The sequence below is a fragment of the Salmonella sp. 32082101201600294FB01SM01 genome (assembly GCF_017572865.1).
Classification (GTDB): Bacteria; Pseudomonadota; Gammaproteobacteria; order Enterobacterales; family Enterobacteriaceae; genus Salmonella; species Salmonella enterica.
This window is the reverse complement of sequence record NZ_JAGESB010000001.1, coordinates 1,880,404-1,906,350: the sequence shown is the minus strand read 5'-3', so window position 1 is coordinate 1,906,350 and position 25,947 is coordinate 1,880,404. Positions and strand designations below refer to the sequence as shown.

The 25,947-nt window shown below is 51.1% G+C and carries 23 protein-coding genes, 1 pseudogene and 1 riboswitch; of the genes and pseudogenes, 16 read left to right on the top strand and 8 right to left on the bottom strand.

All coding sequences use genetic code 11. The annotated features are described in order from the left end of the window. Positions 1-47 precede the first annotated feature (47 nt). A complete protein-coding gene (locus J4645_RS09430; RefSeq protein WP_023215246.1) occupies positions 48-617 on the bottom strand; it encodes a DedA family protein in 570 nt (189 codons plus the stop codon). A gap of 158 nt (positions 618-775) precedes the next feature. On the opposite strand from J4645_RS09430, the gene J4645_RS09425 reads away from it, so the two are divergent. Together J4645_RS09425 and pbpG are read left to right on the top strand one after the other, a co-directional pair. After that, complete coding sequence (locus J4645_RS09425) at positions 776-1,363, top strand: Yip1 family protein (protein ID WP_001017057.1); 588 nt, start codon at positions 776-778, stop codon at positions 1,361-1,363. 165 nt (positions 1,364-1,528) lie between these two features. After that, on the top strand, positions 1,529-2,476 hold the full coding sequence (pbpG, locus tag J4645_RS09420) for a D-alanyl-D-alanine endopeptidase (RefSeq protein ID WP_023207583.1): 948 nt from the start codon (positions 1,529-1,531) through the stop codon (positions 2,474-2,476). 58 nt (positions 2,477-2,534) lie between these two features. Here pbpG and dld read toward each other — a convergent pair whose 3' ends face one another. Further along, positions 2,535-4,265: a D-lactate dehydrogenase gene (gene dld, locus J4645_RS09415; RefSeq protein WP_023215245.1), complete on the bottom strand. Its 1,731-nt coding sequence runs from the start codon at positions 4,263-4,265 to the stop codon at positions 2,535-2,537. 266 nt (positions 4,266-4,531) lie between these two features. Between dld and bglX the strand changes: the two genes are divergently transcribed. The 5 genes from bglX to J4645_RS09390 all read left to right on the top strand — a co-directional run bounded on the left by bglX (position 4,532) and on the right by J4645_RS09390 (position 10,755). Continuing rightward, complete coding sequence (bglX, locus tag J4645_RS09410; RefSeq protein ID WP_023215244.1) at positions 4,532-6,829, top strand: beta-glucosidase BglX; 2,298 nt, start codon at positions 4,532-4,534, stop codon at positions 6,827-6,829. 180 nt (positions 6,830-7,009) lie between these two features. Beyond that, positions 7,010-7,927 carry an ABC transporter substrate-binding protein gene (locus J4645_RS09405; protein ID WP_000155876.1) on the top strand — a complete coding sequence of 306 codons (918 nt, stop codon included), beginning with the start codon at positions 7,010-7,012 and terminating at the stop codon, positions 7,925-7,927. 3 nt (positions 7,928-7,930) lie between these two features. Then, on the top strand, positions 7,931-9,100 hold the full coding sequence (locus J4645_RS09400; RefSeq protein ID WP_023215243.1) for an ABC transporter permease: 1,170 nt from the start codon (positions 7,931-7,933) through the stop codon (positions 9,098-9,100). Further along, positions 9,093-10,040 carry an ABC transporter ATP-binding protein gene (locus tag J4645_RS09395; RefSeq protein WP_000569166.1) on the top strand — a complete coding sequence of 316 codons (948 nt, stop codon included), beginning with the start codon at positions 9,093-9,095 and terminating at the stop codon, positions 10,038-10,040. Before J4645_RS09400 ends, J4645_RS09395 begins: the two co-directional genes overlap by 8 nt. Next, positions 10,024-10,755, top strand: a complete 732-nt coding sequence (locus J4645_RS09390) for an ABC transporter permease (RefSeq protein ID WP_000824854.1) — start codon at positions 10,024-10,026, stop codon at positions 10,753-10,755. The genes J4645_RS09395 and J4645_RS09390 overlap by 17 nt, the downstream gene beginning before the upstream one ends. Here the strand turns inward: J4645_RS09390 and J4645_RS09385 are convergent. After that, entirely contained in the window at positions 10,736-10,843 is a 108-nt protein-coding gene (locus J4645_RS09385; protein ID WP_001261696.1) for a protein YohO, read from the bottom strand. The two genes, J4645_RS09390 and J4645_RS09385, sit on opposite strands and share 20 nt — an antisense overlap. 59 nt (positions 10,844-10,902) lie before the next feature. Then, the gene (mlrA, locus tag J4645_RS09380; RefSeq protein ID WP_023215242.1) at positions 10,903-11,634 is read right to left on the bottom strand and encodes an HTH-type transcriptional regulator MlrA; all 732 of its coding nucleotides are present in this window, start codon (positions 11,632-11,634) and stop codon (positions 10,903-10,905) included. A gap of 225 nt (positions 11,635-11,859) precedes the next feature. Between mlrA and J4645_RS09375 the strand changes: the two genes are divergently transcribed. From J4645_RS09375 to J4645_RS09365, 3 genes are read left to right on the top strand one after another with little or no spacing between them, the layout of a single operon-like run. After that, a complete protein-coding gene (locus tag J4645_RS09375; RefSeq protein WP_023215241.1) occupies positions 11,860-13,545 on the top strand; it encodes a sensor histidine kinase in 1,686 nt (561 codons plus the stop codon). Beyond that, complete coding sequence (gene btsR / locus J4645_RS09370) at positions 13,542-14,261, top strand: two-component system response regulator BtsR (RefSeq protein WP_000598637.1); 720 nt, start codon at positions 13,542-13,544, stop codon at positions 14,259-14,261. Before J4645_RS09375 ends, btsR begins: the two co-directional genes overlap by 4 nt. Positions 14,262-14,307: 46 nt before the next feature. Next, entirely contained in the window at positions 14,308-14,775 is a 468-nt protein-coding gene (locus J4645_RS09365; protein ID WP_000950413.1) for a DUF1456 family protein, read from the top strand. Positions 14,776-14,831: 56 nt separating this feature from the next. On the opposite strand, the pseudogene J4645_RS09360 reads toward J4645_RS09365, so the two are convergent. The 3 genes and pseudogenes from J4645_RS09360 to metG all read right to left on the bottom strand — a co-directional run bounded on the left by J4645_RS09360 (position 14,832) and on the right by metG (position 18,265). Next, positions 14,832-15,361: pseudogene (locus tag J4645_RS09360) on the bottom strand (YehR family lipoprotein). Positions 15,362-15,532: 171 nt separating this feature from the next. Continuing rightward, positions 15,533-15,991: a YehR family lipoprotein gene (locus J4645_RS09355; protein ID WP_000703136.1), complete on the bottom strand. Its 459-nt coding sequence runs from the start codon at positions 15,989-15,991 to the stop codon at positions 15,533-15,535. Between the two features lie 240 nt (positions 15,992-16,231). Next, complete coding sequence (gene metG, locus J4645_RS09350) at positions 16,232-18,265, bottom strand: methionine--tRNA ligase (RefSeq protein ID WP_023215239.1); 2,034 nt, start codon at positions 18,263-18,265, stop codon at positions 16,232-16,234. 164 nt (positions 18,266-18,429) lie between these two features. Between metG and apbC the strand changes: the two genes are divergently transcribed. The 6 genes from apbC (at position 18,430) to J4645_RS09320 (ending at position 25,205) form a co-directional block, all read left to right on the top strand. After that, complete coding sequence (gene apbC, locus J4645_RS09345; protein WP_001005424.1) at positions 18,430-19,539, top strand: iron-sulfur cluster carrier protein ApbC; 1,110 nt, start codon at positions 18,430-18,432, stop codon at positions 19,537-19,539. A gap of 277 nt (positions 19,540-19,816) precedes the next feature. Further along, positions 19,817-20,098, top strand: coding sequence for a YehE family protein (locus tag J4645_RS09340; RefSeq protein ID WP_000760404.1), 282 nt, complete (start codon positions 19,817-19,819; stop codon positions 20,096-20,098). A gap of 278 nt (positions 20,099-20,376) precedes the next feature. Next, positions 20,377-20,910 carry a fimbrial protein YehD gene (gene yehD / locus J4645_RS09335; RefSeq protein WP_000830680.1) on the top strand — a complete coding sequence of 178 codons (534 nt, stop codon included), beginning with the start codon at positions 20,377-20,379 and terminating at the stop codon, positions 20,908-20,910. A 61-nt stretch (positions 20,911-20,971) separates the two neighbouring features. Beyond that, a complete protein-coding gene (locus J4645_RS09330; RefSeq protein WP_000827109.1) occupies positions 20,972-21,652 on the top strand; it encodes a fimbrial assembly chaperone in 681 nt (226 codons plus the stop codon). A gap of 28 nt (positions 21,653-21,680) precedes the next feature. Then, entirely contained in the window at positions 21,681-24,167 is a 2,487-nt protein-coding gene (locus tag J4645_RS09325) for a fimbrial biogenesis outer membrane usher protein (RefSeq protein WP_023215238.1), read from the top strand. Between the two features lie 15 nt (positions 24,168-24,182). Next, positions 24,183-25,205: a fimbrial protein gene (locus J4645_RS09320; protein ID WP_000825909.1), complete on the top strand. Its 1,023-nt coding sequence runs from the start codon at positions 24,183-24,185 to the stop codon at positions 25,203-25,205. Positions 25,206-25,248: 43 nt separating this feature from the next. Here the strand turns inward: J4645_RS09320 and rcnB are convergent, their stop codons facing one another. Continuing rightward, positions 25,249-25,563: a Ni(II)/Co(II) efflux transporter accessory subunit RcnB gene (rcnB, locus tag J4645_RS09315; protein WP_000837534.1), complete on the bottom strand. Its 315-nt coding sequence runs from the start codon at positions 25,561-25,563 to the stop codon at positions 25,249-25,251. A 281-nt stretch (positions 25,564-25,844) separates the two neighbouring features. After that, positions 25,845-25,941: riboswitch (TPP riboswitch) on the top strand. The last annotated feature ends 6 nt before the right edge of the window (positions 25,942-25,947 follow it).

The window sequence follows — 25,947 nt, the reverse complement described above, 5'->3', positions numbered from 1 at the left end:
CGCCGGGTGCCGGATGGCGGCGTTATGCCATCCGGATACCATCGGGTTTAACGGGCCTCCGCTTTGCCGCGGCTTTTCAGCCACCAGCGCACGCCCACCACCAGGACGATGGCCAGAATCAGCCAGACCCCGTGCCTGAGATGCTGATCGAGGTCGTGCAGCCATGGCGCGATCACCTCGCCGCCAAGATATCCCAGCGTGGTAAACAGCAGCGCCCAGATCAGCGCGCCTACAATATTCAGCGGCAGAAAAATTTTAGGCGGCAGGCGGCTGGCGCCAATCAGCAACGGGCCAACCACCCGGAAGCCGTACATAAAACGCGTGCCGATCACAAACAGATACGGATGGCGTTGGATCATTTTCTGCGCGCGACGAATCTTCGTATGATAACGCGGGAAACGACGCAGGATCTTCCCGCCATAGCATCGTCCTAACAGGTAAAGTAGCTGATCGCCCATCATCCCTCCCAGCGCGACGGCCGCCGCCACCAGCGGAAACTTGAGTAATCCCTGATGCGCCGCGACGCCCCCCAACAGGGTAACGGTTTCACCTTCGGCCATACTGCCGATAACCAGCGCCGCATAGCCATAATGCGTAATAAGCGTGTTGATATCCATGCGTAAACCACCTCCGGCATTAAGCATACACCCTGGCAAGAGGCGTGCGCGGCAAAGCCGACGTTTTGCCGAAGACTATTTTGCCATTGCTCATAAAATAACCAGAAACTGAATTATACTTGAACATACTGGCATCTGAGGCAGCAGAAGGGGGTAGTATGAACCATGTATGGGGGCTTTTTTCCCATCCCGATCGGGAAATGCAGGTGATCAAAAGCGAAAACGAAACCGTTTCGCATCACTATACGCACCATGTTTTGCTGATGGCGGCGATTCCCGTCGTCTGCGCCTTTATCGGCACGACGCAAATCGGCTGGAATTTTGGCGACGGCAACGTGTTACAACTCTCGCTGTTTACCGCTTTTGCGCTGGCGGTCTTGTTCTACGGCGTGATGCTGGCGGGCGTCGCGGTGATGGGACGCGTCATCTGGTGGATGGCGCGAAACTATCCGCAACGGCCATCGCTTGCGCGCTGTATGGTTTTTGCCGGCTATGTCGCGACGCCGCTGTTTTTAAGTGGTCTGGTGGCGCTCTATCCCCTGGTATGGCTATGCGCTTTGGTCGGCGCTGTCGCGCTCTTTTACACCGGCTATTTGCTGTATTTGGGTATTCCGACTTTCCTTAACATTAATAGAGAGGAAGGATTAAGCTTCTCCAGTTCGACGCTCGCTATCGGCGTGCTGGTCCTGGAGGTGCTACTGGCGATCACCGTGATCCTGTGGGGATACGGCTACCGCCTGTTCTGATGCGAAAAAGGGCTGGCGCAAAAGCCAGCAATGCAGCATTTGCTGACGATTCTTCTGTAGCGGCAACGCTGGCGTGCCGCTATGATGCCACTGCTAGCTTGAGTATAATCTTAGCTCAGGCGGTGTGCGTTACGACGCGCGTGAATCATTATCAGAAATCTCATCATGCTGAAATTCCGAGCTTCATTCCTGAGCCTTGCTCTGATGTTGGCCGTACCTTTTGCCTCGCAGGCCGTGGCGAAAACGGCAGCGACAACCGCGGCGTCTCAACCTGAGATTGCCTCCGGTAGCGCAATGATTGTTGATCTCAACACCAATAAAGTGATCTATTCGAACCACCCGGATCTGGTGCGTCCGATTGCCTCAATAACCAAATTAATGACGGCGATGGTCGTGCTCGACGCGCGATTGCCGCTGGATGAAATACTGAAGGTCGATATCAGCCAGACGCCGGAAATGAAAGGGGTTTACTCCCGCGTGCGCCTGAACAGCGAAATTAGTCGCAAAAATATGTTGCTGCTGGCGTTGATGTCATCCGAAAACCGTGCGGCGGCAAGCCTGGCACACTATTATCCTGGCGGTTATAACGCGTTTATTAAAGCGATGAATGCGAAGGCGAAAGCGCTGGGCATGACGCATACCCGCTTCGTTGAGCCGACGGGGCTGTCGATTCATAACGTCTCGACCGCGCGGGATTTAACAAAACTGCTGATTGCCACGAAGCAATACCCGCTGATTGGCCAGCTAAGCACCACGCGCGAAGACATGGCGACATTCTCGCATCCGGCGTATACGCTGCCGTTTCGCAATACCAACCATTTGGTCTACCGTGATAACTGGAATATCCAGTTAACGAAAACCGGCTTTACCAATGCGGCGGGGCATTGCCTGGTGATGCGTACCGTGATCAATAACAAACCGGTCGCGCTGGTGGTCATGGACGCGTTCGGCAAATATACCCACTTTGCGGACGCCAGTCGCCTGCGTACATGGATTGAAACCGGTAAAGTCATGCCCGTTCCGGCTGCCGCGCTGAGCTATAAAAAGCAAAAAGCCGCGCAAATGGCGGCAGCCAGCGCCAGTGCCGGGGCGCAAACCGCACAGAACGATTAAATCGCCGTAGGCCCGGCAGGCATCGCGCCGCCGGGCATTCACGGTAAACCGCACGGTGTTAATGCGCTTCGTCGGGCGTATTTTCCTGCCAGAATTTCCGCTTACTCGTTTTGCCGATACCGGGGTTCATACTGTTGGTCGGGTCATTTTGCCGATAAAAACGCGTCAGCGTTTCCGGCGCTTTATACAGATGTCCCACGTTGTGCTCCGCCGGGTATTGTGCCCCGCGCGCCTGCAACAGCTCCAGCATTTGCGCTTTCAGCGCATGGACGTCGACGCCTTTCTTCACGATATAGTCCTGATGAAAAACGTGGCACATAAAGTGACCGTAATAGAGTTTATGTACCAGTTGGCTGTCGATTTCCGGCGGCAGATGCTCGAACCAGTCGGTATCGTTGCGGCGCAGAGCGATATCCAGCGCCAGGATATCTTCCACTTCATCAGCGTGTACGGCCTGATAACGAATCGCCGCGCCAGCAGCGGCGAAGCGGTGCAGGAAGGCTTTGCTGCCTTCTTCCGGCGTACAGGTGAAGAAACCGCCCTCAGCGGATTTAAAAAATTCATTCAGCCAGCGTTGCGCTTCTGCGACGCCGTCTCCCGCCATTTTTAACAGCAGATGATGCTCATATTTATCGCGCCAGTTTTTCATTCGCGGCGGCAGATGGCTGGGAAACAGATGGCCGAATTTCTGCATCGCGCGGTCGGTGAAATGCGGTCGGAAAAATTTTACTTTTTCCAGCATCGCATCGGTTCGGCCTTTTAGCGTGAAAAAGAATGGCATCTTGTCGGTGCCGAGTTTATCGATCATCAGAAAGGTATCTTTACCGTACTGCTCCGCAATATCGTAGATATCGCGATGCATATATTCTCCCGCCACTGGCAGATTGTCGAAGTTCGCCAGAATATGCCGACGGATTTCAGTCAGTACCGCGGGCTGATTGGTGCCGATATAAAAAACCTGCTGATTTTTTTCCGCTGCAAAGGTATCAAGGCGAACGGCAAAAACCGCCAGTTTTCCGGCGCAGCCGGAAGATTCAAACAAACGGTCCGGGTCGGCGTTATAGCGGGCGGGCGTATCGGCGTTGATATCTCGTACCCGCGTCACGTAGTCGTGATCGTGCGCATGACGACCATCGTGACGCACATCCTCATCTTTAATCCGTTCGTCATCCAGCTTGCTCAGGATCTGCTCCGGCGTATGCCCAAGATCGATACCCAGATGATTGACCAGTTGCAGTTTGCCTTGCTCGTCAATACGGGCAAAGAGCGACATCTCGGTATAGGCCGGGCCGCGCTGCACCAGCGAGCCGCCGGAGTTATTACAGATGCCGCCGATGACCGACGCGCCGATACACGACGAACCAATCACCGAGTGCGGTTCACGGCCCAGCGGTTTAAGCGCTTTTTCCAGCGCATAGAGCGTCGTACCGGGCCAGGCCAGAACCTGTTGGCCGTTATCCAGTAAGTGCAGCTTATCCAGCCGCTGGGTGCTGATAATCACAATATCGCGATCGTAGTCGTTGCCGTTCGGCGTGGAGCCTTCCGTCAGACCGGTGTTGGCGGCCTGCATCAGAATAATTTTGTCAGCGTTAACGCAGGCGTTGAGCACACGCCACAGTTCCAGTAACGAACCCGGGAAAACAACGGCCAGCGCGTCGCCCTGACCGGAACGGAAACCCTTGCGATAGCGGGCGGTTTTGGCGGGGTCTGTCAGCAGGTGAGAATGGCCTACCAGGCGGGCCAGCTCATTCAGGAACGTTTTATTATCAGTCATTGTTATGGAAGACATTCTCCACTCCTTGTGGTGGGACAAAATATCAGCGTTAAGCATAGCGCTTTGTATGACAATACGCTTTCTCATTCAAATTGTCTCTGTGTTGGTAGTATTCATTTGCCGCCTTGATACCATTTGCTGGCGGTTGCGTATTCGACTGTGCGGAAAATTAGGAGAATAACCTTCGCTTTCTTCTCCTCTCGCGTTTAGGCTTATGGCAAACTGCGGTTTTTATTCTGTTTTTACCGCCTCGTCGGGATAAAGATAAAGAGAGACTCAACATGAAATGGTTATGTTCAGTAGGTGTTGCTGTGAGTCTGGCGATGCAGCCAGCATTGGCGGAAAACCTGTTTGGCAATCACCCGCTGACGCCCGAAGCGCGCGACGCGTTCGTCACGGATTTACTCAAGAAAATGACTGTCGATGAAAAAATTGGTCAGTTACGTCTGATTAGCGTCGGCCCTGATAACCCGAAAGAAGCGATTCGCGAGATGATCAAAGACGGGCAGGTAGGGGCGATTTTCAATACCGTCACCCGCCAGGATATTCGTCAAATGCAGGATCAGGTGATGGCGTTGAGCCGCCTGAAAATTCCTCTCTTTTTTGCCTATGACGTGGTACACGGCCAGCGAACCGTCTTCCCGATAAGCCTCGGTCTGGCTTCTTCTTTTAATCTGGATGCGGTAAGAACCGTAGGACGCGTATCGGCGTATGAAGCGGCGGACGACGGTCTGAATATGACCTGGGCACCGATGGTGGATGTCTCCCGCGATCCGCGTTGGGGGCGCGCCTCCGAAGGCTTTGGCGAAGATACATATTTAACCTCCATCATGGGCGAAACCATGGTGAAAGCGATGCAGGGCAAAAGTCCGGCGGATCGCTACTCGGTGATGACCAGCGTGAAACATTTTGCCGCCTATGGCGCCGTTGAAGGCGGTAAAGAATACAACACCGTGGATATGAGTTCCCAGCGTCTGTTTAATGACTACATGCCGCCGTACAAAGCGGGGCTGGATGCGGGGAGCGGCGCGGTGATGGTGGCGCTGAACTCGCTGAACGGCACGCCTGCGACGTCAGATTCCTGGCTATTGAAAGATGTCCTGCGCGATGAGTGGGGCTTTAAGGGAATTACCGTTTCCGACCACGGCGCTATTAAAGAACTGATTAAACACGGCACGGCGGCCGACCCGGAAGATGCGGTGCGCGTGGCGCTAAAGGCAGGGGTGGATATGAGCATGGCGGATGAGTATTACAGCAAATATCTGCCGGGCCTGATTAAGTCGGGCAAAGTGACGATGGCGGAACTGGACGACGCGACGCGCCATGTGCTCAACGTAAAATATGACATGGGATTGTTTAACGACCCCTATAGCCATCTGGGGCCGAAAGAGAGCGACCCGACGGACACCAATGCCGAAAGCCGCCTGCATCGTAAAGAGGCGCGGGAAGTGGCGCGGGAAAGTGTGGTACTGCTGAAAAACCGACTGGAAACGCTGCCGCTGAAAAAATCGGGCACCATTGCCGTTGTTGGGCCGCTGGCCGACAGTCAACGTGATGTAATGGGAAGCTGGTCTGCTGCTGGGGTCGCGAATCAGTCGGTGACGGTGCTGGCGGGTATTCAAAATGCCGTCGGCGACGGGGCGAAGATCCTCTATGCCAAAGGGGCGAATATCACTAACGATAAAGGCATCGTCGATTTCTTAAACCTGTATGAAGAGGCGGTGAAAATCGATCCGCGCTCACCGCAGGCGATGATTGATGAGGCGGTGCAGGCGGCGAAACAGGCCGATGTGGTGGTCGCAGTGGTAGGCGAGTCGCAGGGGATGGCGCATGAAGCCTCCAGCCGTACCAATATCACCATTCCGCAGAGTCAGCGCGACTTAATCACCGCACTGAAAGCCACCGGTAAGCCGCTCGTACTGGTATTAATGAACGGCAGACCGCTGGCGCTGGTAAAAGAAGATCAACAGGCCGATGCGATTCTGGAGACCTGGTTTGCCGGGACGGAAGGCGGCAACGCCATTGCCGATGTGCTGTTTGGCGATTACAACCCGTCAGGCAAACTTCCGATATCTTTCCCGCGTTCGGTGGGACAAATTCCGGTCTATTACAGCCATCTCAATACGGGACGCCCGTATAATCCTGAAAAGCCAAACAAATACACCTCACGCTATTTTGACGAAGCGAATGGCCCGCTCTATCCGTTTGGTTACGGTCTGAGCTACACCACATTTACGGTGTCTGACGTCACGCTCTCCTCACCGACAATGCAACGCGACGGCAAAGTCACGGCCAGCGTAGAGGTCACGAACACCGGTAAACGCGAAGGGGCAACGGTCATCCAGATGTACTTACAGGATGTCACGGCATCAATGAGCCGCCCGGTGAAGCAATTAAAAGGTTTTGAAAAAATCACCCTCAAGCCCGGCGAACGTAAAACCGTGAGTTTCCCGATTGATATCGAGGCGTTGAAGTTCTGGAATCAGCAGATGAAATATGACGCGGAACCCGGCAAGTTCAACGTCTTTATCGGCGTGGATTCCGCTCGCGTTAAACAAGGATCGTTCGAGCTACTGTAAGCCTGCCGTCAACAGGGCGCGATAGATGCGCCCTGTCTGGCAATGACTTTTCCTGTCCCCCCTTTTATTGCCTGTCACGTCACTTACACTGGCGGAAAATCCCAGGTTAAACGCAGACTTTTCAACTATGCTTTTTTCTCAAGTCTCTGAAAAAGGCCGTAAAAGGATGAGGAAAGCATCATGACGATCTCAAAGCTATGGGTAAGTTCGCTGGCGTTGCTGGCGACGGTGAGTTTACCTCTACAGGCGGCATCGCCCGTGACGGTCGGGTCAAAGATTGATACCGAAGGCGCGCTGCTCGGCAACATGATTTTGCAGGTACTGGAAAGCCACGGCGTTAAAACGGTCAATAAAATTCAGCTCGGGACCACGCCAGTCGTTCGTGGCGCGATTACCGCCGGAGAGCTGGATATCTATCCGGAATACACCGGTAACGGGGCGTTCTTTTTTAAAGATGAAAACGATCCGGCATGGAAGAATGCAAAGCAAGGCTTTGAGAAAGTCAAAAAACTGGATGCGGAGCAGAATAAGCTGGTCTGGTTGACGCCTGCGCCGGCAAATAACACCTGGACCATCGCGGTACGCCAGGACATCGCGGAAAAAAATAAACTCTCCTCGCTTGCCGATCTCAGCCGTTATCTGAAAGAGGGCGGCACTTTTAAACTGGCGGCGTCTGCGGAATTTATCGAACGGGCGGATGCGCTGCCGGCATTTGAAAAAGCCTATGATTTTACCTTGAATCAGAACCAGCTCTTGTCGCTGGCGGGCGGCGATACGGCGGTCACGATCAAAGCCGCCGCGCAACAAACATCCGGCGTTAACGCCGCGATGGCGTATGGCACCGACGGCCCGGTCGCCGCGCTGGGTCTGCAAACCCTGAGCGATCCGAAAGGCGTCCAGCCTATCTATGCCCCCGCGCCGGTAGTACGTGAATCGGTGTTACAGGCCTATCCGCAGATAGCCGACTGGCTGCAGCCCGTTTTCGCCAGCCTTGATGAGAAAACGCTGCAACAGTTGAATGCCAGAATCGCCGTAGAAGGGCTGGATGCGAAAAAAGTCGCCGCAGATTACCTCCGACAAAAAGGGTGGGTGAAGTAATCTGTGAGTGATGCTGCCAAAAAAATTACGGTTAATCGTGTGCTGTTGCTGTTGGTTGTTCTGACCCTGCTTGCTGTCGCGCTACCTTTCATTAATTACGCCCCGAATCGTCTGGTGAGCGGCGAGGGGCGCCAGTTATGGGAGATCTGGCCGGCGGCCATCTGGATGCTGACTGGCGCGGGATGCGCGCTGTTTACGCTGTGCTTTGTACCCGGTAAACGCGGTAGCGTACTGACGCTGATGATGGCGCAGACGCTTTTTATTGTCATGCTGTGGGGAGTCGGCAGGGCGGCGACCCAGTTGGCGCAGGAGGGCAGCCCGCTGGCGCGTACCAGTCTGGGAAGTGGATTGTGGCTGGGCCTCGGTCTGATGTTGCTGGCCTGTAGCGATGCGATCCGCCGTATTACCACTGGGCCGCTGTGGCGCTGGTTGCTGCACGCGCAAATTGTCATTGTCCCGCTGGTGCTGCTGTTTTCAGGCACGTTCGACAACCTCTCGCTTCTGAAAGAGTATACCAACCGCCAGGATGTTTTCGATGCCGCGCTGGTGCAACATTTGATGTTACTGGCGGGCACGGTGCTGCCGGCGCTGGCGATCGGACTACCGTTGGGCGTCTGGTGTTATTTTTCCGCCTCACGCCAGGGGCCGGTGTTTACCGTGCTGAATGTGATCCAGACTATCCCTTCCGTCGCGCTGTTTGGCCTGCTGATTGCGCCGTTGGCCGGGCTGGTGAAACAGTTTCCGTGGCTTGCCGAATTCGGCGTCGCGGGAACCGGCATGACGCCTGCACTGATAGCGCTGGTGCTCTATGCGTTATTGCCGCTGGTGCGCGGCGTGGTCGCCGGGCTCAATCAGGTGCCGCGCGATGTGCTGGAGAGCGCAAGAGCAATGGGAATGAGTAGCGGCCAGCGCTTCAGGCATGTGCAACTGCCGCTGGCGCTGCCGGTCTTTTTACGTAGCCTGCGGGTAGTAATGCTCCAGACAGTGGGAATGGCCGTCGTCGCCGCGCTGATTGGCGCGGGAGGTTTCGGCGCGCTGGTGTTTCAGGGGCTATTGAGCAGCGCCATTGATTTAGTCCTGTTGGGCGTCATTCCGGTGATTGCGCTGGCGGTAGTGATCGACGCGCTGTTTGATTTATGGATCGCGTTTTTGAAGGGAGCAACCGATGATTGAATTTAACCATGTCAGTAAAACCTTCGGCGATCAACAGGCTGTTAGCGACCTCAATTTGCACTTTAGCGAAGGCAGCTTTTCGGTGTTAATTGGCACCTCCGGTTCGGGAAAATCGACCACTCTGAAGATGATTAACCGGCTGGTAGAGCATGATAGCGGAACGATCCGTTTTGCCGGGGAAGAGATCCGCAGCCTGCCGGTGCTTGAACTGCGTCGTCGCATGGGCTATGCCATTCAGTCTATCGGCCTTTTTCCCCACTGGACGGTGGCGCAAAATATCGCCACCGTACCGCAACTACAAAAGTGGTCGCGTGCGCGGATTAACGATCGTATTGATGAACTGATGGCATTATTGGGTCTGGAAAGCGCGCTGCGCGATCGTTATCCGCATCAGCTTTCCGGCGGGCAACAGCAGCGGGTCGGCGTTGCGCGGGCGCTGGCTGCCGATCCGCAGGTATTGCTGATGGACGAGCCTTTCGGCGCGCTTGATCCGGTAACGCGCGGCGCATTGCAGCAGGAGATGACCCGCATTCATCAGCTACTGGGGCGCACCATCGTACTGGTGACGCACGACATCGATGAGGCGCTACGCCTCGCCGACCATCTGGTGCTGATGGACGGGGGCCACGTTATCCAACAGGGATCGCCGCTTTCTATGCTGACCTCGCCGGAAAATGATTTCGTGCAGGCGTTTTTTGGCCGCAGCGAGCTGGGCGTAAGGCTGCTTTCGTTACGTAGCGTAGGCGATTATGTACGTCGGCATGAACAGCTCAGCGGCGACGCGCTGGTGGAAGAGATGACGTTACGCGATGCGCTATCGATGTTTGTCGCCCGCCGGTGCGACGTCCTGCCGGTGGCGAATCAGCAGGGCGAGCCCTGCGGTACGCTCCATTTCCGCGATCTGCTTTCGGAGACGTCCCCCCGTGAAACGACTGTGTGATCCGCTTCTCTGGCTTATTGTTCTGTTCTTGCTTCTGCTGTTTGGATTGCCTTATAGCCAGCCGTTCTTCGCCGCGCTGTTTCCCGATTTACCGCGCCCGGTCTACCAACAGGAGAGTTTTGCCGCCCTCGCGCTCGCCCATTTCTGGTTGGTGGGCATCTCAAGTTTGTTTGCCGTCGTGGTGGGCGTCGGCGCAGGGATTGCGGTCACGCGAGAAAGTGGGAAGGAGTTTCGTCCCCTGGTGGAGACTATCGCCGCCGTCGGGCAGACCTTTCCGCCGGTCGCGGTACTGGCGATCGCGGTACCCGTCATGGGTTTTGGTCAGCAACCGGCCATTATCGCCTTGATCCTGTATGGGGTGTTGCCCATCCTGCAGGCGACCCTGGCCGGGCTGGGCGCGGTGCCTGCCAGCGTGATGAGCGTTGCCAGCGGTATGGGAATGAGCCGTCGCCAACAGTTGTATCAGGTTGAGCTGCCGCTGGCCGCGCCGGTGATTCTGGCGGGCATCCGAACCTCGGTGATTATTAATATTGGTACGGCGACCATCGCTTCAACGGTGGGGGCCAGTACGTTAGGCACGCCGATCATTATCGGGCTTAGCGGCTTTAATACGGCCTATGTTATCCAGGGGGCGCTGCTGGTGGCGCTGGCGGCGATCATTATCGATCGCCTGTTTGAAAGGCTGACGCGCGCGCTTACCCGGCACGCAAAATAAAACTGTAACCTGCCAGCATCACGCCGCCGATACCGCCAATAGCCATCAGCAGGAAAAGGGCGATCACCCCGATTTTCGCTACGCGCATTATGTACTCCTTATGTTAATAAAAGGAGTATACATTAAAGCGAATTTGTTAGCTGCTGTTTAAATGCCAAGGGGATGAATGTCGCGTCCCTGGGCGCGCCATGCCAGGAGTTGCTGCTGCTGCGCCAGCGTCTGGTTTTCTCCGCACCATACCAGTAACGTCTTGCCGTCAAACAGTTCCGGGCGGAACTGGCTAAGCGAGTGCGCCAGCACGTCGATTCGCCATCCCTGTTGGCTGGCGACCCAACCTTCCAGCCACAGGCGGGTGGTATCATGGATATTCCAGCCGATCACCAACGCATCTTTTCCCTGTTTCTTACGCGCAGACGCCAGGCAGAGCGCAATATAGTTGATCAGGATACCGTCAAGAATGCCGAGCAGCGCCTGAAGGGCGGGTTGTTGGCACTGTAACCGTCGCCGCAGGGGGACGAACAGGTTAGTGGTCAATGTTTGGGCTGGATAATCCTGACCGCGTTCTTTGACCCATAGCCGTAAACTGTGCAGATTACTGCTTTGCAGGTAGTGCAGCAGGATCTCCTGCTGTTCGCGCCAGCCGTTAGGTTGTTCGCTACTGTCGCTACTGAGCAGCACTTTGACTTTGCTGACCTGGACGCCGTTATCTATCCAGCGCTTGATTTCGCGGATTCTGTCGATATCGGCATCGTTAAACAGACGATGACCGCCATCCGTTCGCTGTGGTTTTAAAAGTCCATAACGTCTCTGCCACGCGCGCAACGTGACAGGATTGATATCACAAAGCAAAGCCACTTCACCAATTGTGTAAAGCGCCATCGTTTCACCCTTGCTCGCGAGGTCCCAGTTTAACTTTAGACGCTCTTTTACTAACCAGGAAGTTTTGCCTGTTTTTTATGCATTAAAACGCGAAGTAGCGGGTTGCGGCGCGGCGTTTTAAAAGTGATCGTATTCACGAATTCATATTTTTATGCAACAGTTCAAAGAAAGTTAATCGTACTCAATGTATGTTACGCGCTTTTAATTGAAGTGTGGTTTGCGGGTATGTACGAGTTTAATCTGGTGTTGCTGCTGCTTCAGCAGATGTGCGTGTTTCTGGTCATTGCGTGGCTAATGAGTAAAACGCGCCTGTTCATCCCGCTTATGCAGGTCACAGTTCGTCTGCCGCACAAGCTTCTGTGTTACGTCACGTTTTCTATCTTCTGCATTATGGGCACTTATTTTGGGCTGCATATCGAAGATTCGATTGCCAATACCCGCGCGATTGGCGCGGTGATGGGCGGCCTACTCGGCGGACCGGTCGTCGGCGGGCTGGTCGGTCTGACCGGTGGGTTACATCGGTATTCTATGGGCGGCATGACGGCGCTGAGCTGTATGATTTCCACCATCGTCGAAGGGCTGCTGGGCGGGTTGGTACACAGCGTTCTCATACGTCGCGGACGCCCGGACAAAGTGTTTAGCCCGCTGACGGCGGGAGCAATTACGTGTGTTGCCGAACTGGTGCAGATGCTGATCATTTTACTGATAGCCAGGCCGTTTGACGATGCCCTGCATCTGGTCAGTAATATTGCCGCGCCGATGATGGTGACGAATACCGTTGGCGCCGCGCTGTTCATGCGTATTTTGCTCGATAAGCGCGCCATGTTTGAAAAATATACCTCGGCATTTTCTGCTACCGCGCTGAAGGTCGCCGCGTCAACGGAGGGGATTCTGCGTCAGGGATTTAACGAAGTGAACAGTATGAAGGTGGCGCAGGTGTTATATCAGGAGCTGGATATCGGCGCCGTCGCCATCACCGATCGCGAAAAACTGTTGGCTTTTACCGGTATTGGCGACGATCACCATCTACCGGGCAAACCCATTTCATCAGGTTATACGCTGAAAGCGATTGAAACCGGAGAGGTGGTTTATGCCGATGGCAACGAAGTGCCGTATCGCTGTTCGCTACACCCGCAGTGTAAACTCGGCTCGACGCTGGTGATCCCGCTGCGTGGCGAAAATCAGCGAGTCATGGGCACCATTAAATTGTACGAAGCGAAAAACCGACTGTTCAGCTCAATTAACCGTACTCTGGGGGAGGGTATTGCGCAGCTTTTATCCGCGCAGATCCTGGCCGGGCAGTATGAACGGCAGAAGGCGTTGCTGACGCAGTCAGAGATCAAGCTGTTGCACGCGCAGGTGAATCCGCATTTTCTGTTTAACGCGCTCAATACCATTAAAGCGGTGATTCGCCGCGACAGCGAACAGGCCAGCCAACTGGTGCAGTACTTGTCGACCTTTTTTCGCAAAAATTTAAAACGCCCGTCGGAAATCGTCACGCTGGCGGATGAAATTGAACACGTGAACGCTTATCTGCAAATTGAAAAAGCGCGCTTTCAGTCGCGTCTGCAGGTACAGCTTGATGTTCCATCGACGCTTTCACGTCAGAAATTGCCCGCGTTTACGTTACAGCCGATTGTTGAGAACGCCATTAAACATGGCACGTCGCAACTGCTTGATATCGGCAACGTCGCTATTCGCGCCCGGCGCGAAGGGCAGCATTTGATGTTAGATATTGAAGATAATGCGGGACTGTATCAGCCTTCCGCCGGCAGTAGCGGGCTGGGGATGAGTCTGGTGGATAAACGTCTGCGCGAACACTTTGGCGATGATTATGGTATTAGCGTGGCCTGCGAGCCGGACTGTTTTACCCGAATTACATTACGACTTCCACTGGAGGAGGACGCATGATTAAAGTGCTGATTGTGGATGATGAGCCGTTAGCGCGGGAAAATCTGCGGATTTTGCTCCAGGGGCAGGATGACATTGAGATTGTGGGGGAATGCGCGAACGCGGTAGAAGCGATTGGCGCGGTACATAAGCTGCGACCTGATGTGCTGTTTCTGGATATTCAGATGCCGCGTATCAGTGGGCTGGAGATGGTAGGAATGCTTGACCCGGAACACCGCCCGTATATCGTTTTTTTGACCGCGTTTGACGAATACGCCATCAAAGCCTTTGAAGAACACGCTTTTGATTATCTGCTCAAGCCGATAGAGGAGAAACGGCTGGAAAAAACGTTACATCGTCTGCGTCAGGAGCGCAGTAAACAGGATGTTTCGTTGCTGCCGGAAAACCAGCAGGCGCTTAAATTCATTCCCTGTACCGGACACAGCCGGATCTATTTGTTGCAAATGGATGATGTCGCCTTTGTCAGTAGCCGTATGAGCGGCGTTTATGTGACCAGCAGTGAAGGTAAAGAGGGGTTTACCGAGCTGACGCTGCGCACGCTGGAAAGCCGGACGCCGCTACTGCGTTGTCATCGTCAGTTTCTGGTGAATATGGCCCATTTGCAAGAAATTCGGCTGGAGGATAATGGGCAGGCAGAGCTGATTTTACGCAACGGCCTGACGGTGCCGGTAAGCCGTCGCTATCTGAAAAGTTTAAAAGAGGCGATTGGCCTGTAAAAGACTGTTAGAATATCGTTTTGCCATAGAAACGACCGAAGGCCTCATGCTGAGTAACGATATTCTGCGTAGCGTGCGCTACATTTTAAAAGCTAATAATACCGATCTGGCGCGCATCCTGGCGCTGGGTAACGTTGATGCTACGCCGGAGCAGATTGCAATCTGGTTGCGCAAAGAAGAGGAAGAGGGGTTTCAGCGTTGCCCGGATATCGTGTTGTCCTCATTTCTCAATGGCCTCATTTATGAAAAACGCGGCAAAGATGAGGCGGCGCCTGCATTGACGGCGGAACGTCGTATCAACAACAATATTGTGCTGAAAAAGCTGCGTATTGCCTTTTCGCTAAAAACAGATGATATCCTGGCGATACTTACCGGTCAGTTGTTTCGTGTCTCAATGCCAGAGATCACCGCGATGATGCGCGCGCCGGATCATAAGAACTTCCGCGAATGCGGCGATCAGTTTATGCGTTATTTTCTGCGCGGTCTGGCGGCCCGTGAACACGCGGCGAAGTAATTCTGCGGTATTGTTCCCGGCAGCGTCCTGTCTGACCGGGAAAACGCATTATTATACTAATTGATTCTATGATACCCGCTCTCTTCCAACAGCTTCTGCGAGCGAATCATTGACAGATAGTGCGCGGAACAGTTGTCAATTGATGATCCTGGCAATTTACAGAGGTCGCTCATTTTTGCCTGGGTAAAATCAATATTCACATATTCCGTAGCATAGCTATCATAATAGTCGATTCGCTCAGTCAAACCCGGTATACCCTGATAAGAGTCGCTGACTTGATTAGCATTTTTTGTGCTTCTTCTTTATTATTGGCTTTCAGGATCTTATAAAGTATTTTATTTTCAGATGCTTGACGTAAAACGATATCCCCTTTGTAGTAATAGGTTAACTTGATTTCAATACCGTTGAGATTACCTACATAGCGTTGTGTTTCCTCTGACTCTTTGTTAGCGGCTATCTTTTTGATAAACGCTGTCATGTTATTTTGCTTTCCCTGGAGAGTATCGTTTTTCTGATCGCAGCCAGTTATGCTAACCGATAGAGAGAGCGCGAATAGTGGCAGCGCCATAAGGCGTAGAATCCGCATAACAATTCCTTGTCGTTAAGTATTGGTGTAGCCAGGAATTCAGGGATTATAGGCTTTGGCGAGGGGACTTACAGCGAGGCTGTCTTTTTTCGGAATTCATAAAGAAAAGACGCTGCCGAAGCAGCGCCCTGAGCGACTTTATCAGTCGATGCAATACATTATGCCTGCCAGTTATTTCGCTTCTTTAAAACCAGCAGCTTCCAGCAGCGTCTGGGTTTGTTTCATGCTGATACCTTTGCTGGTATCGCCGGACACCATTGTCCCAGAGATTCCCTGTAACGCTTTAAAGTCCACTTTTTCCATATCCACAGAGACGTTTTCCTGGGCATAGGTATCTTCATAGGTTAATTTTTCTTCTACTCCGGCGATATTTTTATATTTCGCGCTCAGCGGATCGAGAATTTTGGCGGCATCTTCTTTCGTTTTAGCGCCTACAGTGGCATAGCTGATTTTACTTTCAGACGTCTGCTTAATGATTTTGTCACCTTTATAGGTGTAGGTAATTGAAATTTCTGTCCCCGCCAGGTTTGCGTTAAAGGTCTTTGATTCTTCTTTATCGCCACAGCCAGCAAGAGAGAACACCAGTACGGAAGCCAAAGCCGCGGACAATAACTTGCCAGAAATTTTCATCTAAAACTCCATTTTATATAATGATTGGGTTTTTAAAATAATTTCAATGAATTAATTTAACCCAGTAATAGCAATGTATCAGGGAGGGATAGAATATGACTTTTAGCCGTTATTTAGCAGTCCGGATATGGAGTCTTGGCCCTATTGCTTATTAAGGAAAAAGTTAAAACGTGCGGAGGGGGCGATATGCCAGTCAGGATTAAGCGGTTAAAAAAGCCGGAGCATGCTCCGGCTTGTTGCTTATTTCACCTGCTGGCCAGGCTTCGCGCCCTCATCAGGGCTTAACAGGAAGATATCTTTCCCGCCAGGTCCTGCGGCCATCACCATTCCCTCGGAGACGCCAAAGCGCATTTTGCGCGGCGCGAGGTTGGCGACCATTACCGTCTGGCGGCCAATCAGCGCCTGCGGGTCCGGGTAGGCGGAACGAATGCCGGAGAAGACGTTACGCTTCTCGCCGCCCAGATCCAGCGTCAGACGCAGCAATTTGTCAGAGCCTTCCACAAACTCGGCATTTTCAATCAGCGCCACGCGCAGATCGACTTTCGCAAAATCGTCAAAGGTGATGGTTTCCTGAATCGGGAAGTCGGCTAACGGGCCGGTAACCGGCGTGGCTGCGGCTTTCACCTCTTCTTTAGACGCTTCAACCAGCGCTTCAACTTGCTTCATGTCGATGCGATTGTAGAGCGCCTTAAAGGTGTTGACCTTGTGACCGAGCAACGGCTGTTCAATAGCATCCCAGTTCAGTTCGCTGTTCAGGAAGGCTTCAACGCGTTCAGAAAGCGTCGGCAGTACCGGTTTCAGATACGTCATCAGCACGCGGAACAGGTTGATGCCCATCGAGCAAATGGCCTGCAGGTCAGCGTCGCGGCCTTCCTGTTTAGCCACCACCCACGGCGCTTGCTCGTCAACATAACGGTTAGCGACGTCGGCCAGCGCCATAATCTCACGGATAGCTTTGCCGAATTCACGGCTTTCCCATGCTTCGCCAATCACCGCAGCGGCGTCAGTAAAGGTTTTATACAATTGCGGATCGGCCAGTTCAGCCGCCAGCACGCCGTCGAAACGCTTATTGATAAAGCCTGCGTTACGGGATGCCAGGTTGACTACTTTATTGACGATATCGGCATTGACGCGCTGGACAAAGTCTTCCAGGTTCAGGTCGATGTCATCAATGCGTGAAGAAAGCTTCGCGGTGTAGTAGTAGCGCAGGCTGTCGGCGTCAAAGTGTTTCAGCCAGGTGCTGGCCTTAATAAAGGTGCCGCGAGACTTAGACATCTTCGCGCCGTTCACCGTCACGTAACCGTGAACGAACAGGTTGGTCGGCTTACGGAAGTGGCTGCCTTCCAGCATGGCAGGCCAGAACAGGCTGTGGAAATAGACGATGTCTTTGCCGATAAAGTGGTACAGCTCGGCGTCGGAGTCTTTCTTCCAGTATTCTTCAAAGCTGGTTGTGTCGCCGCGCTTATCGCACAGATTTTTGAAGGAACCCATATAGCCAATCGGCGCGTCCAGCCAGACGTAGAAATATTTGCCCGGCGCGTTCGGGATTTCGAAACCAAAATACGGCGCGTCGCGGGAAATGTCCCACTGCTGCAGGCCGGATTCAAACCACTCCTGCATTTTGTTCGCCACCTGCTCCTGCAGCGCGCCGCTGCGGGTCCACGCCTGCAGCATTTCGCTGAATGACGGTAGGTCAAAGAAAAAGTGCTCGGAGTCACGCATTACCGGCGTCGCGCCGGACACCACGGATTTCGGCTCGATAAGTTCGGTCGGGCTGTAAGTTGCGCCGCAGACTTCACAGTTATCGCCGTACTGGTCCGCGGATTTACATTTCGGGCAGGTGCCTTTCACAAATCGGTCCGGCAGGAACATGCCTTTTTCCGGATCGTAGAGTTGAGAGATAGTGCGGTTCTTAATAAAACCGTTCTCTTTCAGGCGCGTATAAATCAGCTCGGACAGCTCGCGATTCTCGTCGCTGTGCGTTGAGTGGTAGTTGTCGTAGCTAATATTAAAACCGGCGAAATCGGTCTGGTGCTCCTGGCTCATTTCACCGATCATTTGCTCCGGCGTAATACCAAGCTGCTGCGCTTTCAGCATGATCGGCGTGCCATGAGCGTCATCGGCACAGATGAAGTTAACCTCATGGCCGCGCATTCGCTGGTAACGGACCCAGACATCAGCCTGGATGTGCTCCAGCATATGGCCGAGGTGGATAGAGCCGTTGGCGTACGGCAGCGCGCACGTTACCAGAATTTTCTTCGCGACTTGAGTCATAGTGGGTATTACTTCTTCTGTTGTAAAAAAGGGCTTTGATAGTACCAAAATGGTAATTACTGCGCCAAGCGATAAGGGCATTTATCCGTAAATGAATAATTGTTACCGCTGGAGTAAACTACAAAGTTACAATCGTACTTTTCAGAACTACAAAAGGAGTCGGGATGAACGAACAATCCCAGGCCAAATCACCAGATACACTGCGAGCGATGGTCGCCGGGACGCTGGCGAATTTTCAGCACCCAACCCTGAAGCATAACCTCACCACGCTTAAGGCGTTGCACCACGTCGCCTGGATGGATGATACGCTGCACGTTGAGCTGGTCATGCCGTTCGTCTGGAACAGCGCGTTTGAGGTCTTAAAAGAGCAATGCAGCGCCGATCTGTTACGTATTACAGGCGCAAAAGCGATCGACTGGAAACTGTCGTACAACATTGCGACGCTGAAACGCGTCAAAAATCAGCCTGGCATTAATGGCGTGAAAAACATCATTGCCGTGAGCTCCGGTAAAGGCGGGGTGGGTAAATCGTCCACGGCGGTAAACCTGGCGCTGGCGTTAGCGGCTGAAGGCGCAAAGGTCGGGGTTCTCGATGCCGATATTTACGGCCCGTCGATCCCAACCATGCTTGGCGCAGAAGATCAGCGCCCGACATCGCCAGACGGTACGCATATGGCGCCGATTATGTCTCACGGCCTGGCGACCAACTCGATCGGTTATCTGGTGACTGACGATAACGCGATGGTATGGCGCGGCCCAATGGCCAGTAAGGCGCTGATGCAGATGTTGCAGGAGACGCTGTGGCCGGATCTGGATTATCTGGTACTGGATATGCCGCCGGGAACCGGGGATATTCAGCTAACGCTGGCGCAGAACATTCCTGTTACCGGCGCGGTGGTGGTGACTACGCCGCAGGATATCGCGCTAATCGACGCCAAAAAAGGTATCGTGATGTTCGAGAAGGTGGAAGTGCCGGTGCTCGGCATTGTGGAAAATATGAGTATGCATATTTGTAGCAACTGCGGCCATCACGAACCGATCTTCGGCACGGGCGGCGCGCAGAAGCTGGCGGAAAAATACCATACTCAGCTTCTGGGTCAGATGCCGTTGCATATTAGTCTGCGCGAAGATCTCGATCGCGGTACGCCGACGGTGGTTAGCCGTCCGGAGAGCGAATTTACCGCGATCTATCGCGAACTGGCCGATCGCGTTGCGGCACAGCTTTACTGGCAGGGTGAAGTGATTCCGGGAGAAATCGCCTTCCGCGCGGTGTAATCCTCCTGACGTATTCTAAAGAGAATATGGCATTCACTGCATTAATATATATTGATGCAGTGAATGTATTAATAAAATAATAGCCCCCGCATTGTTAATTCCTGCTTAAACAGACAGGTGTTTATCTGAAATAATCGGCAAAAACATTATTTGAATTGATCATACCTATCCTACTGATTTATTTTTTCAATTGGTTTTAAGGTATCGATACGTTCATCCTGCTCATCAGGACGGCCTGCATACTGTTTGACGTTCACCAGAGGAACAATTGCTCACTATGAAAAAATATTTGCTGATGGGAATTATAGTTTCGGCTTATGGGATAAGCGTACCTGTTTTTGCCTCCGACACCGCAACATTAACCATCAGTGGAAAAGTGACCGCGCCAACGTGCAGTACAGAAGTGGTAAACGCACAGTTGCAGCAGCGTTGCGGCAACACTATCCACGTTTCAACGCTGCAAACACCCGCCGCTACGCCGATGAGAGGTGTGACAACGCAGCTATACACGGTGCCTGGTGATAGCACCCGACAGATTGTTGTTAATCATTACGACTAATTCTTATTAATTCCGCAGGCCCATATCATTGACATCAATGATATGGGCTTTTTTATTCGTTGTGTTTATATGTAAGGGCAGTAAATTTCGGAAATTAATAAGTTTACAAAATAATGATAAGCAATGATTATTTGTTGCAATTATATTGCAATCTGTAAATTGTTTTAAATCAACAAAACATCGTGTTTACATTGCGATAACTTCCTGTCTGTGAGAATTTTCTTTGCAAGGGTTAATAACTCTTAACAAATAGAAATTACTTCATTAAGGAAGAGATTATGAAACGTTCACTTATTGCTGCTTCTGTATTGTCTGCTGTATTTATGAGCGCTGGGGCTTTTGCTGCTGATGAAGATATGGGTGAATTAAAAATCAACGGAGAAGTGGTAGGAACATCCTGTACGTTCGAAGGCGCAAATAGCGCGACTATTGAATTATCCCAGGTAGGTGTTGATAGATTGACTGACTTAAACCCTGGCGATATATATACAGGATACACTAGTCCAGAAGCGATTTTAAAAGTAAAATGTTCGAATACAGCTAATCCACGAATTAGTTTTAACCGTTCTCAATTTGTGGATAATATGCAAATCACCAAAAATAATGCTACTAATAATGGCGCGGGCTTCGCTGTTTATCTTGATGGTATTCAGGTGAAACCTGATGAGTCGGGGAATTACACTCTGAATTCAAGTAAGTTTGAAAATGGTGTATATACCCTGAACTTTTCTGCCCGCTATGCCGCCGTTGAAAATACTGTAACACCAGGTTCTGTTGAATCTGTACTGACAATGACGGTATTAACTGATTAACAATCTTTTTTTGGCGGCTAAGCTTTTAGCCGCTTGTATCTCTTTTATAAGGTTATCGGCCATGAAACGGATGATTGCATTATGCCTGGCTTGTGCCGCTATGCCTGCGTGGAGCGGCATTTATATATATGGTACACGTATTATTTATCCGGCGCAGAAAAAAGATATTACCGTACAATTAATGAATGACGGTAAACGAAGCTCACTCATCCAGGCGTGGATTGATAACGGTGATACCAGCCTGCCGCCAGAAAAATTACAGGTTCCATTTATTATGACCCCACCTGTAATTAGAGTCGCGGCAAATTCAGGTCAGCAATTAAAAATAAAAAAACTCGCTAATAACTTGCCTGGCGATCGTGAAAGTCTTTTCTACCTCAATGTACTGGATATTCCACCAAATTCAGACGAGAACAAAGATAAAAACATTATTAAATTTGCGCTACAAAACCGGATAAAGTTGATCTATCGCCCACCCGGGGTACAGAAAGTCGATAAAGCAACATTTTCCCGCTTGCAGTTGCTTCGTGCGCCAGGGAGTATTAGCGTGAAAAATAATTCCGCAAACTGGATCACTATTCCAGAAGTTAAAGCAAAAAGTAAAGTAAATAAAGAAACCTTATTACTGGCTCCATGGTCATCGCAGAGTATCACCACAACGGCAGTTGTAAATAGTTATACCGTGACGCTAATTGATGATTCTGGGAATTATTTAAACGAGACTATCAAAATAGAAAATTAAAAGCGGGGAATTAACCTAAGGATAGATAATGGAAAAGTTAAACGCCATCACGCTGTCACTTTTTGCAGCGTTGCTTACTTCACCCGCCTGGGCTGAAGAAGAAACATTCGATACTAACTTTATGTTCGGTGGGTTGAAAGGTGAAAAGGTGTCCCGTTATCAGATTGATAGCACCAAACCCATGGCTGGCGTTTATGAGATGGACGTTTATGTCAATAAAGAATGGCGTGGAACTTATGAGGTTAATATTCAGGATGACCCCGATAGTACCTGTATTTCTCCGGATCTGATCGCCAGCCTGGGAATTAAATTTACCCCGCAGAGTACAACAGTAGAAAATGAATGTATTGCGCTGAAAACGGTGGTTCATGGAGGTAGTGTTTCTTATGACACTGCCGCTTTTAACCTTTATCTGAGCGTCCCTCAGGCTTATGTGTTGGAATATGAAGCGGGCTATGCGTCTCCAGAGACATGGGACCGTGGAATTAACGCTTTTTATACATCGTATTATGCCAGCGAATATTACAGCCATTATAAAAGCGGCGGTAGTGAGAAAAATACTTACGCAAATTTTGTCAGCGGATTGAATCTGCTTGGATGGCAATTACATTCTAACGCTAATTTTTCCAAAAGTGACAATTCAGCTGGCAAATGGCAGAGCAATACTCTGTATCTGGAACGTGATTTCCCGGCGGTACTGGGGACAATGCGTCTGGGGGAACAGTACACTAGCGGGGATATGTTTGATACGGTGCGCTTTCGCGGGGTGCGCTTCTGGCGTGATATGCAAATGCTGCCGCACTCTAAGCAAAATTTCGCTCCGGTTGTGCGTGGCGTGGCGCAAAGTAACGCCCTGGTGACGGTTGAACAGAATGGCTTCATTGTTTATCAAAAAGAAGTTCCGCCTGGCCCCTTTGTATTTGAAGATCTTCAGCTGGCAGGGGGGGGAGCCGATCTGGACGTGAGCGTTAAAGAGGCTGACGGTACTGTTTCACGGTTTATTGTTCCGTATTCTTCCGTTCCCAATATGGTGCAGCCCGGCGTAGCAAAATATGATTTCGCCGCCGGACGAAGCAGAATTGAAGGAGCCTCTCAGCAAACTGATTTTCTCCAGGGAACCTATCAGTACGGGGTCAATAACCTGCTAACGTTGTATGGCGGAACGATGTTAGCCAGCAATTATCGCTCATTTACCCTTGGCACCGGGTGGAACACGCTGATTGGCGCGGTATCTGTCGACGGTACGTTGTCTCATAGCAAGCAGGATAATGGCGATGTTTTTGATGGGGAAAGCTACCAGATTGCCTGGAATAAATATCTCCCGCAATCAGCCACCCATTTTTCTCTGGCAGCATATCGCTACTCATCACGTGATTATCGCACTTTTAACGATCATGTCTGGGCTAATAACCGGGACAACTATCGTCGCGATGATGACGATATTTATGATATTGCAGATTATTATGAGAATGACTTTGGGCGTAAAAATACTTTCACTCTCAATATTAATCAGACGCTACCCGATGGGTGGGGATATTTTACTGCCAGCGCCCTGTGGCGCGACTATTGGGGGCGTAGCGGTACAGGCAAGGATTATCAGTTAAGCTACAGTAATACCTGGCAGCGGCTCAGTTTTACGCTATCGGCAACCCAGACTTATGACAGCGATAACCGTGAAGATAAGCGCTTTAATATCTATTTATCGATTCCCTTAACATGGGGAGTAAAGGAGAATGGGGGAAATCGTGATATCCATTTATCGAATTCTACCACCTTTGACGATCAAGGTTATGAGGCGAATAACACCAGCCTTAGCGGCACGTTCGGTAATCGCGATCAGTTTAATTATACGACTAACCTCAGCCAGCAGCGACAGGAACACCAAACGACATTCGGGGGATCAGTAACCTGGAACGCCCCGCTGGCGACGGTCGGCGGCAGTTACAGCCAATCCAATCAATATCATCAGGTGGGCGGAAATATTCAGGGAGGGCTGGTTGCATGGGCCGATGGCGTGCATTTAGCCTCTCGCCTTAATGATACTATCGCGATTATTAACGCGCCGTACCTGGAAGGCGCGGCGGTGCAGGGGCGTCCCTATTTACGTACCAATGCAAAAGGTTATGCCGTATTTGAAGCATTGACGCCATACCGGCAAAATTTTATCTCTCTTGATGTCTCCGAGAGTGAAAGTGATGTCGCTCTGCTGGGAAACCGTAAAGTTACAGTGCCTTATCGCGGAGCCGTAGTGGTGGTTGATTTTGAAACAGAGACCAGTAAACCTTTTTATTTCCTGGCGCAGCGCGCAGATGGCGAGCCTTTAACGTTTGGTTATGAAGTGGAAGATGACGAGGGAAATAATGTAGGACTGGTAGGTCAGGGGAGCCGGGTATTTATTCGTACTGAAAAGGTTCCCGTTTCGGTAAAAGTCGCAACAGATAAACAACAGGGTCTTTTCTGTAAGATCACTTTTGATAAACAGATTGATGAAAATAACGTTTATATTTGTCGGTAATCTTTAGGTGACGCCATGAAAAGACTACTATTTTTATTAATAATGATGCAGTTTACGCAGTTGGGTTACGCGGCGTGTAATGCGACCTTAACCAACACGAAGGATTATACGATTCAATCCGATAGCTTAATGCTGGGGGGGGAGGAGTCAGCCATTATTACAAATGGTTTCACTGATGCCAATTGTTCTAATAGTGATGTTGTGACTAAATTAGAGACATCCGATCATATTATTGGTATGGGGCCGAATGATAGTGTTAAGTTAAAATTAAAAGTTGAATGGCAAAGCAGTAGTGCGATAAATATGCGCAACCAAAACGGTGTAATTGAAGCCCCCTATAAGATAACGATTTCAGAAATAAACTCACTGGAGGCGGTGACTGTGTCTGCCAGGGGGGGATACTCGGTTACGATAGATAATATAACGGTGATGTCGGGTGCAAAGAATCAATGGAGCGGTAGCGATTGGGTGGTATTTATTTTAAAATATATTGGCTGTTGGGGGAATAGAGAGTGTGTTGCGAACGTTATCACTGATCTGAATGGGAAAGGCGTTTATAAAGCCAATTTAACGATAAATTACAACCGTAAAGAAACTACCTGCGCCCCCCAGAATCTCACCATCACGCTGGACCCGGTGCCTATGACTAAACTCCGCACTAAAGGAGAGGTTAGTGAATTTTCTAAGCAGGGTGATATTATTCTGGATTGCAAAAATCAGGTACGGAATGCGATGCTGACATCACGGCAAATAGCGGTGAATCTACGTAGTGATTTAGTCTGGGATGAGAATGAAGCAGTCCTGAAACCGGATAACGATAATGGCGTTGGGTTTATCTTAAGAGATTCAAATCGGAGCCTGCTTAAAATAAACAAAGGAGCAGCGATAAACAGTATTTTCAAAACCTATGCCAAAGGCAGTGCAGTGAATTCGGTGGAAGCTATTCCTGTCTTTGCCACATATTATGTTCTTGATCCTGCAAAAGTTAAAGCGGGGCCATTACAATCGAAAGCATTAATCGTGGTATCTTATAATTAATTTTATGCTGTACGCACTCTTTATACAAAGAGTGCGTATATCATTATCGATGATAAAAAATCTCGCCATCATAGGCTTTGATGATTTTTCCATCGGTATCGTTAATCAGTACATACGCGCCGCCCATATAGGTCCAGTGAGTACCGGCATCTGGCGCGGGCAGATTACGTAATTTCCACTGTTTAATATTATACTCATCGGTGCGGTACATTTGCGGAACGGTATCGCCGGGCTTGAAGTGGGTGAAGTCGGCGATAAAACTTTTTAACTCATATTGATCAATGCCCGTTGTCGCGGGGGCGGCCCATGCAAAACTGGTTGCAAGCAACAGCGCGCAAGGCAGCAACTTACTTTTCATACTTTTACCCTCCACATATGCGGGTCAGTTAACATCGTGTGTATCATTTCTGCTGGTGGCGTATCTGACAAGCGCTATTTTGTTATCTCACGCCCCTTTTCGTAAAAAGTGTAAACGAAAGCGTCGTGCAGCAACATATCCGCCAGCAAGTTTGCCAGAACCGAATAGGTTTTGAGAACTATCTGATAACGCTGAAATTATCGTCCGCCGTTGGCTGTAAATTTACATTGTCTGGCGCAGACAGTATGCTTAATAGCGAAACCCCGCTTAACACGGTGGGGCTTGACGACTCGGGGTGCCCTTCGTTGTGAAGGCTGAGAAATACCCGTACCACCTGATCTGGATAATGCCAGCGTAGGGAAGTCTGACACTGCTCGTGTCCCT

Bases quoted from the DNA above. Each gene is read 5' to 3' on its own strand.
- J4645_RS09430 (WP_023215246.1), bottom strand. From the start codon at position 617: ATGGATATCAACACGCTTATTACGCATTATGGCTATGCGGCGCTGGTT.
- J4645_RS09425 (WP_001017057.1), top strand. From the start codon at position 776: ATGAACCATGTATGGGGGCTTTTTTCCCATCCCGATCGGGAAATGCAG.
- pbpG (WP_023207583.1), top strand. From the start codon at position 1,529: ATGCTGAAATTCCGAGCTTCATTCCTGAGCCTTGCTCTGATGTTGGCC.
- dld (WP_023215245.1), bottom strand. From the start codon at position 4,265: ATGTCTTCCATAACAATGACTGATAATAAAACGTTCCTGAATGAGCTG.
- bglX (WP_023215244.1), top strand. From the start codon at position 4,532: ATGAAATGGTTATGTTCAGTAGGTGTTGCTGTGAGTCTGGCGATGCAG.
- J4645_RS09405 (WP_000155876.1), top strand. From the start codon at position 7,010: ATGACGATCTCAAAGCTATGGGTAAGTTCGCTGGCGTTGCTGGCGACG.
- J4645_RS09395 (WP_000569166.1), top strand. From the start codon at position 9,093: ATGATTGAATTTAACCATGTCAGTAAAACCTTCGGCGATCAACAGGCT.
- J4645_RS09385 (WP_001261696.1), bottom strand. From the start codon at position 10,843: ATGCGCGTAGCGAAAATCGGGGTGATCGCCCTTTTCCTGCTGATGGCT.
- mlrA (WP_023215242.1), bottom strand. From the start codon at position 11,634: ATGGCGCTTTACACAATTGGTGAAGTGGCTTTGCTTTGTGATATCAAT.
- J4645_RS09375 (WP_023215241.1), top strand. From the start codon at position 11,860: ATGTACGAGTTTAATCTGGTGTTGCTGCTGCTTCAGCAGATGTGCGTG.
- btsR (WP_000598637.1), top strand. From the start codon at position 13,542: ATGATTAAAGTGCTGATTGTGGATGATGAGCCGTTAGCGCGGGAAAAT.
- J4645_RS09365 (WP_000950413.1), top strand. From the start codon at position 14,308: ATGCTGAGTAACGATATTCTGCGTAGCGTGCGCTACATTTTAAAAGCT.
- J4645_RS09355 (WP_000703136.1), bottom strand. From the start codon at position 15,991: ATGAAAATTTCTGGCAAGTTATTGTCCGCGGCTTTGGCTTCCGTACTG.
- metG (WP_023215239.1), bottom strand. From the start codon at position 18,265: ATGACTCAAGTCGCGAAGAAAATTCTGGTAACGTGCGCGCTGCCGTAC.
- apbC (WP_001005424.1), top strand. From the start codon at position 18,430: ATGAACGAACAATCCCAGGCCAAATCACCAGATACACTGCGAGCGATG.
- J4645_RS09340 (WP_000760404.1), top strand. From the start codon at position 19,817: ATGAAAAAATATTTGCTGATGGGAATTATAGTTTCGGCTTATGGGATA.
- yehD (WP_000830680.1), top strand. From the start codon at position 20,377: ATGAAACGTTCACTTATTGCTGCTTCTGTATTGTCTGCTGTATTTATG.
- J4645_RS09330 (WP_000827109.1), top strand. From the start codon at position 20,972: ATGAAACGGATGATTGCATTATGCCTGGCTTGTGCCGCTATGCCTGCG.
- J4645_RS09325 (WP_023215238.1), top strand. From the start codon at position 21,681: ATGGAAAAGTTAAACGCCATCACGCTGTCACTTTTTGCAGCGTTGCTT.
- J4645_RS09320 (WP_000825909.1), top strand. From the start codon at position 24,183: ATGAAAAGACTACTATTTTTATTAATAATGATGCAGTTTACGCAGTTG.
- rcnB (WP_000837534.1), bottom strand. From the start codon at position 25,563: ATGAAAAGTAAGTTGCTGCCTTGCGCGCTGTTGCTTGCAACCAGTTTT.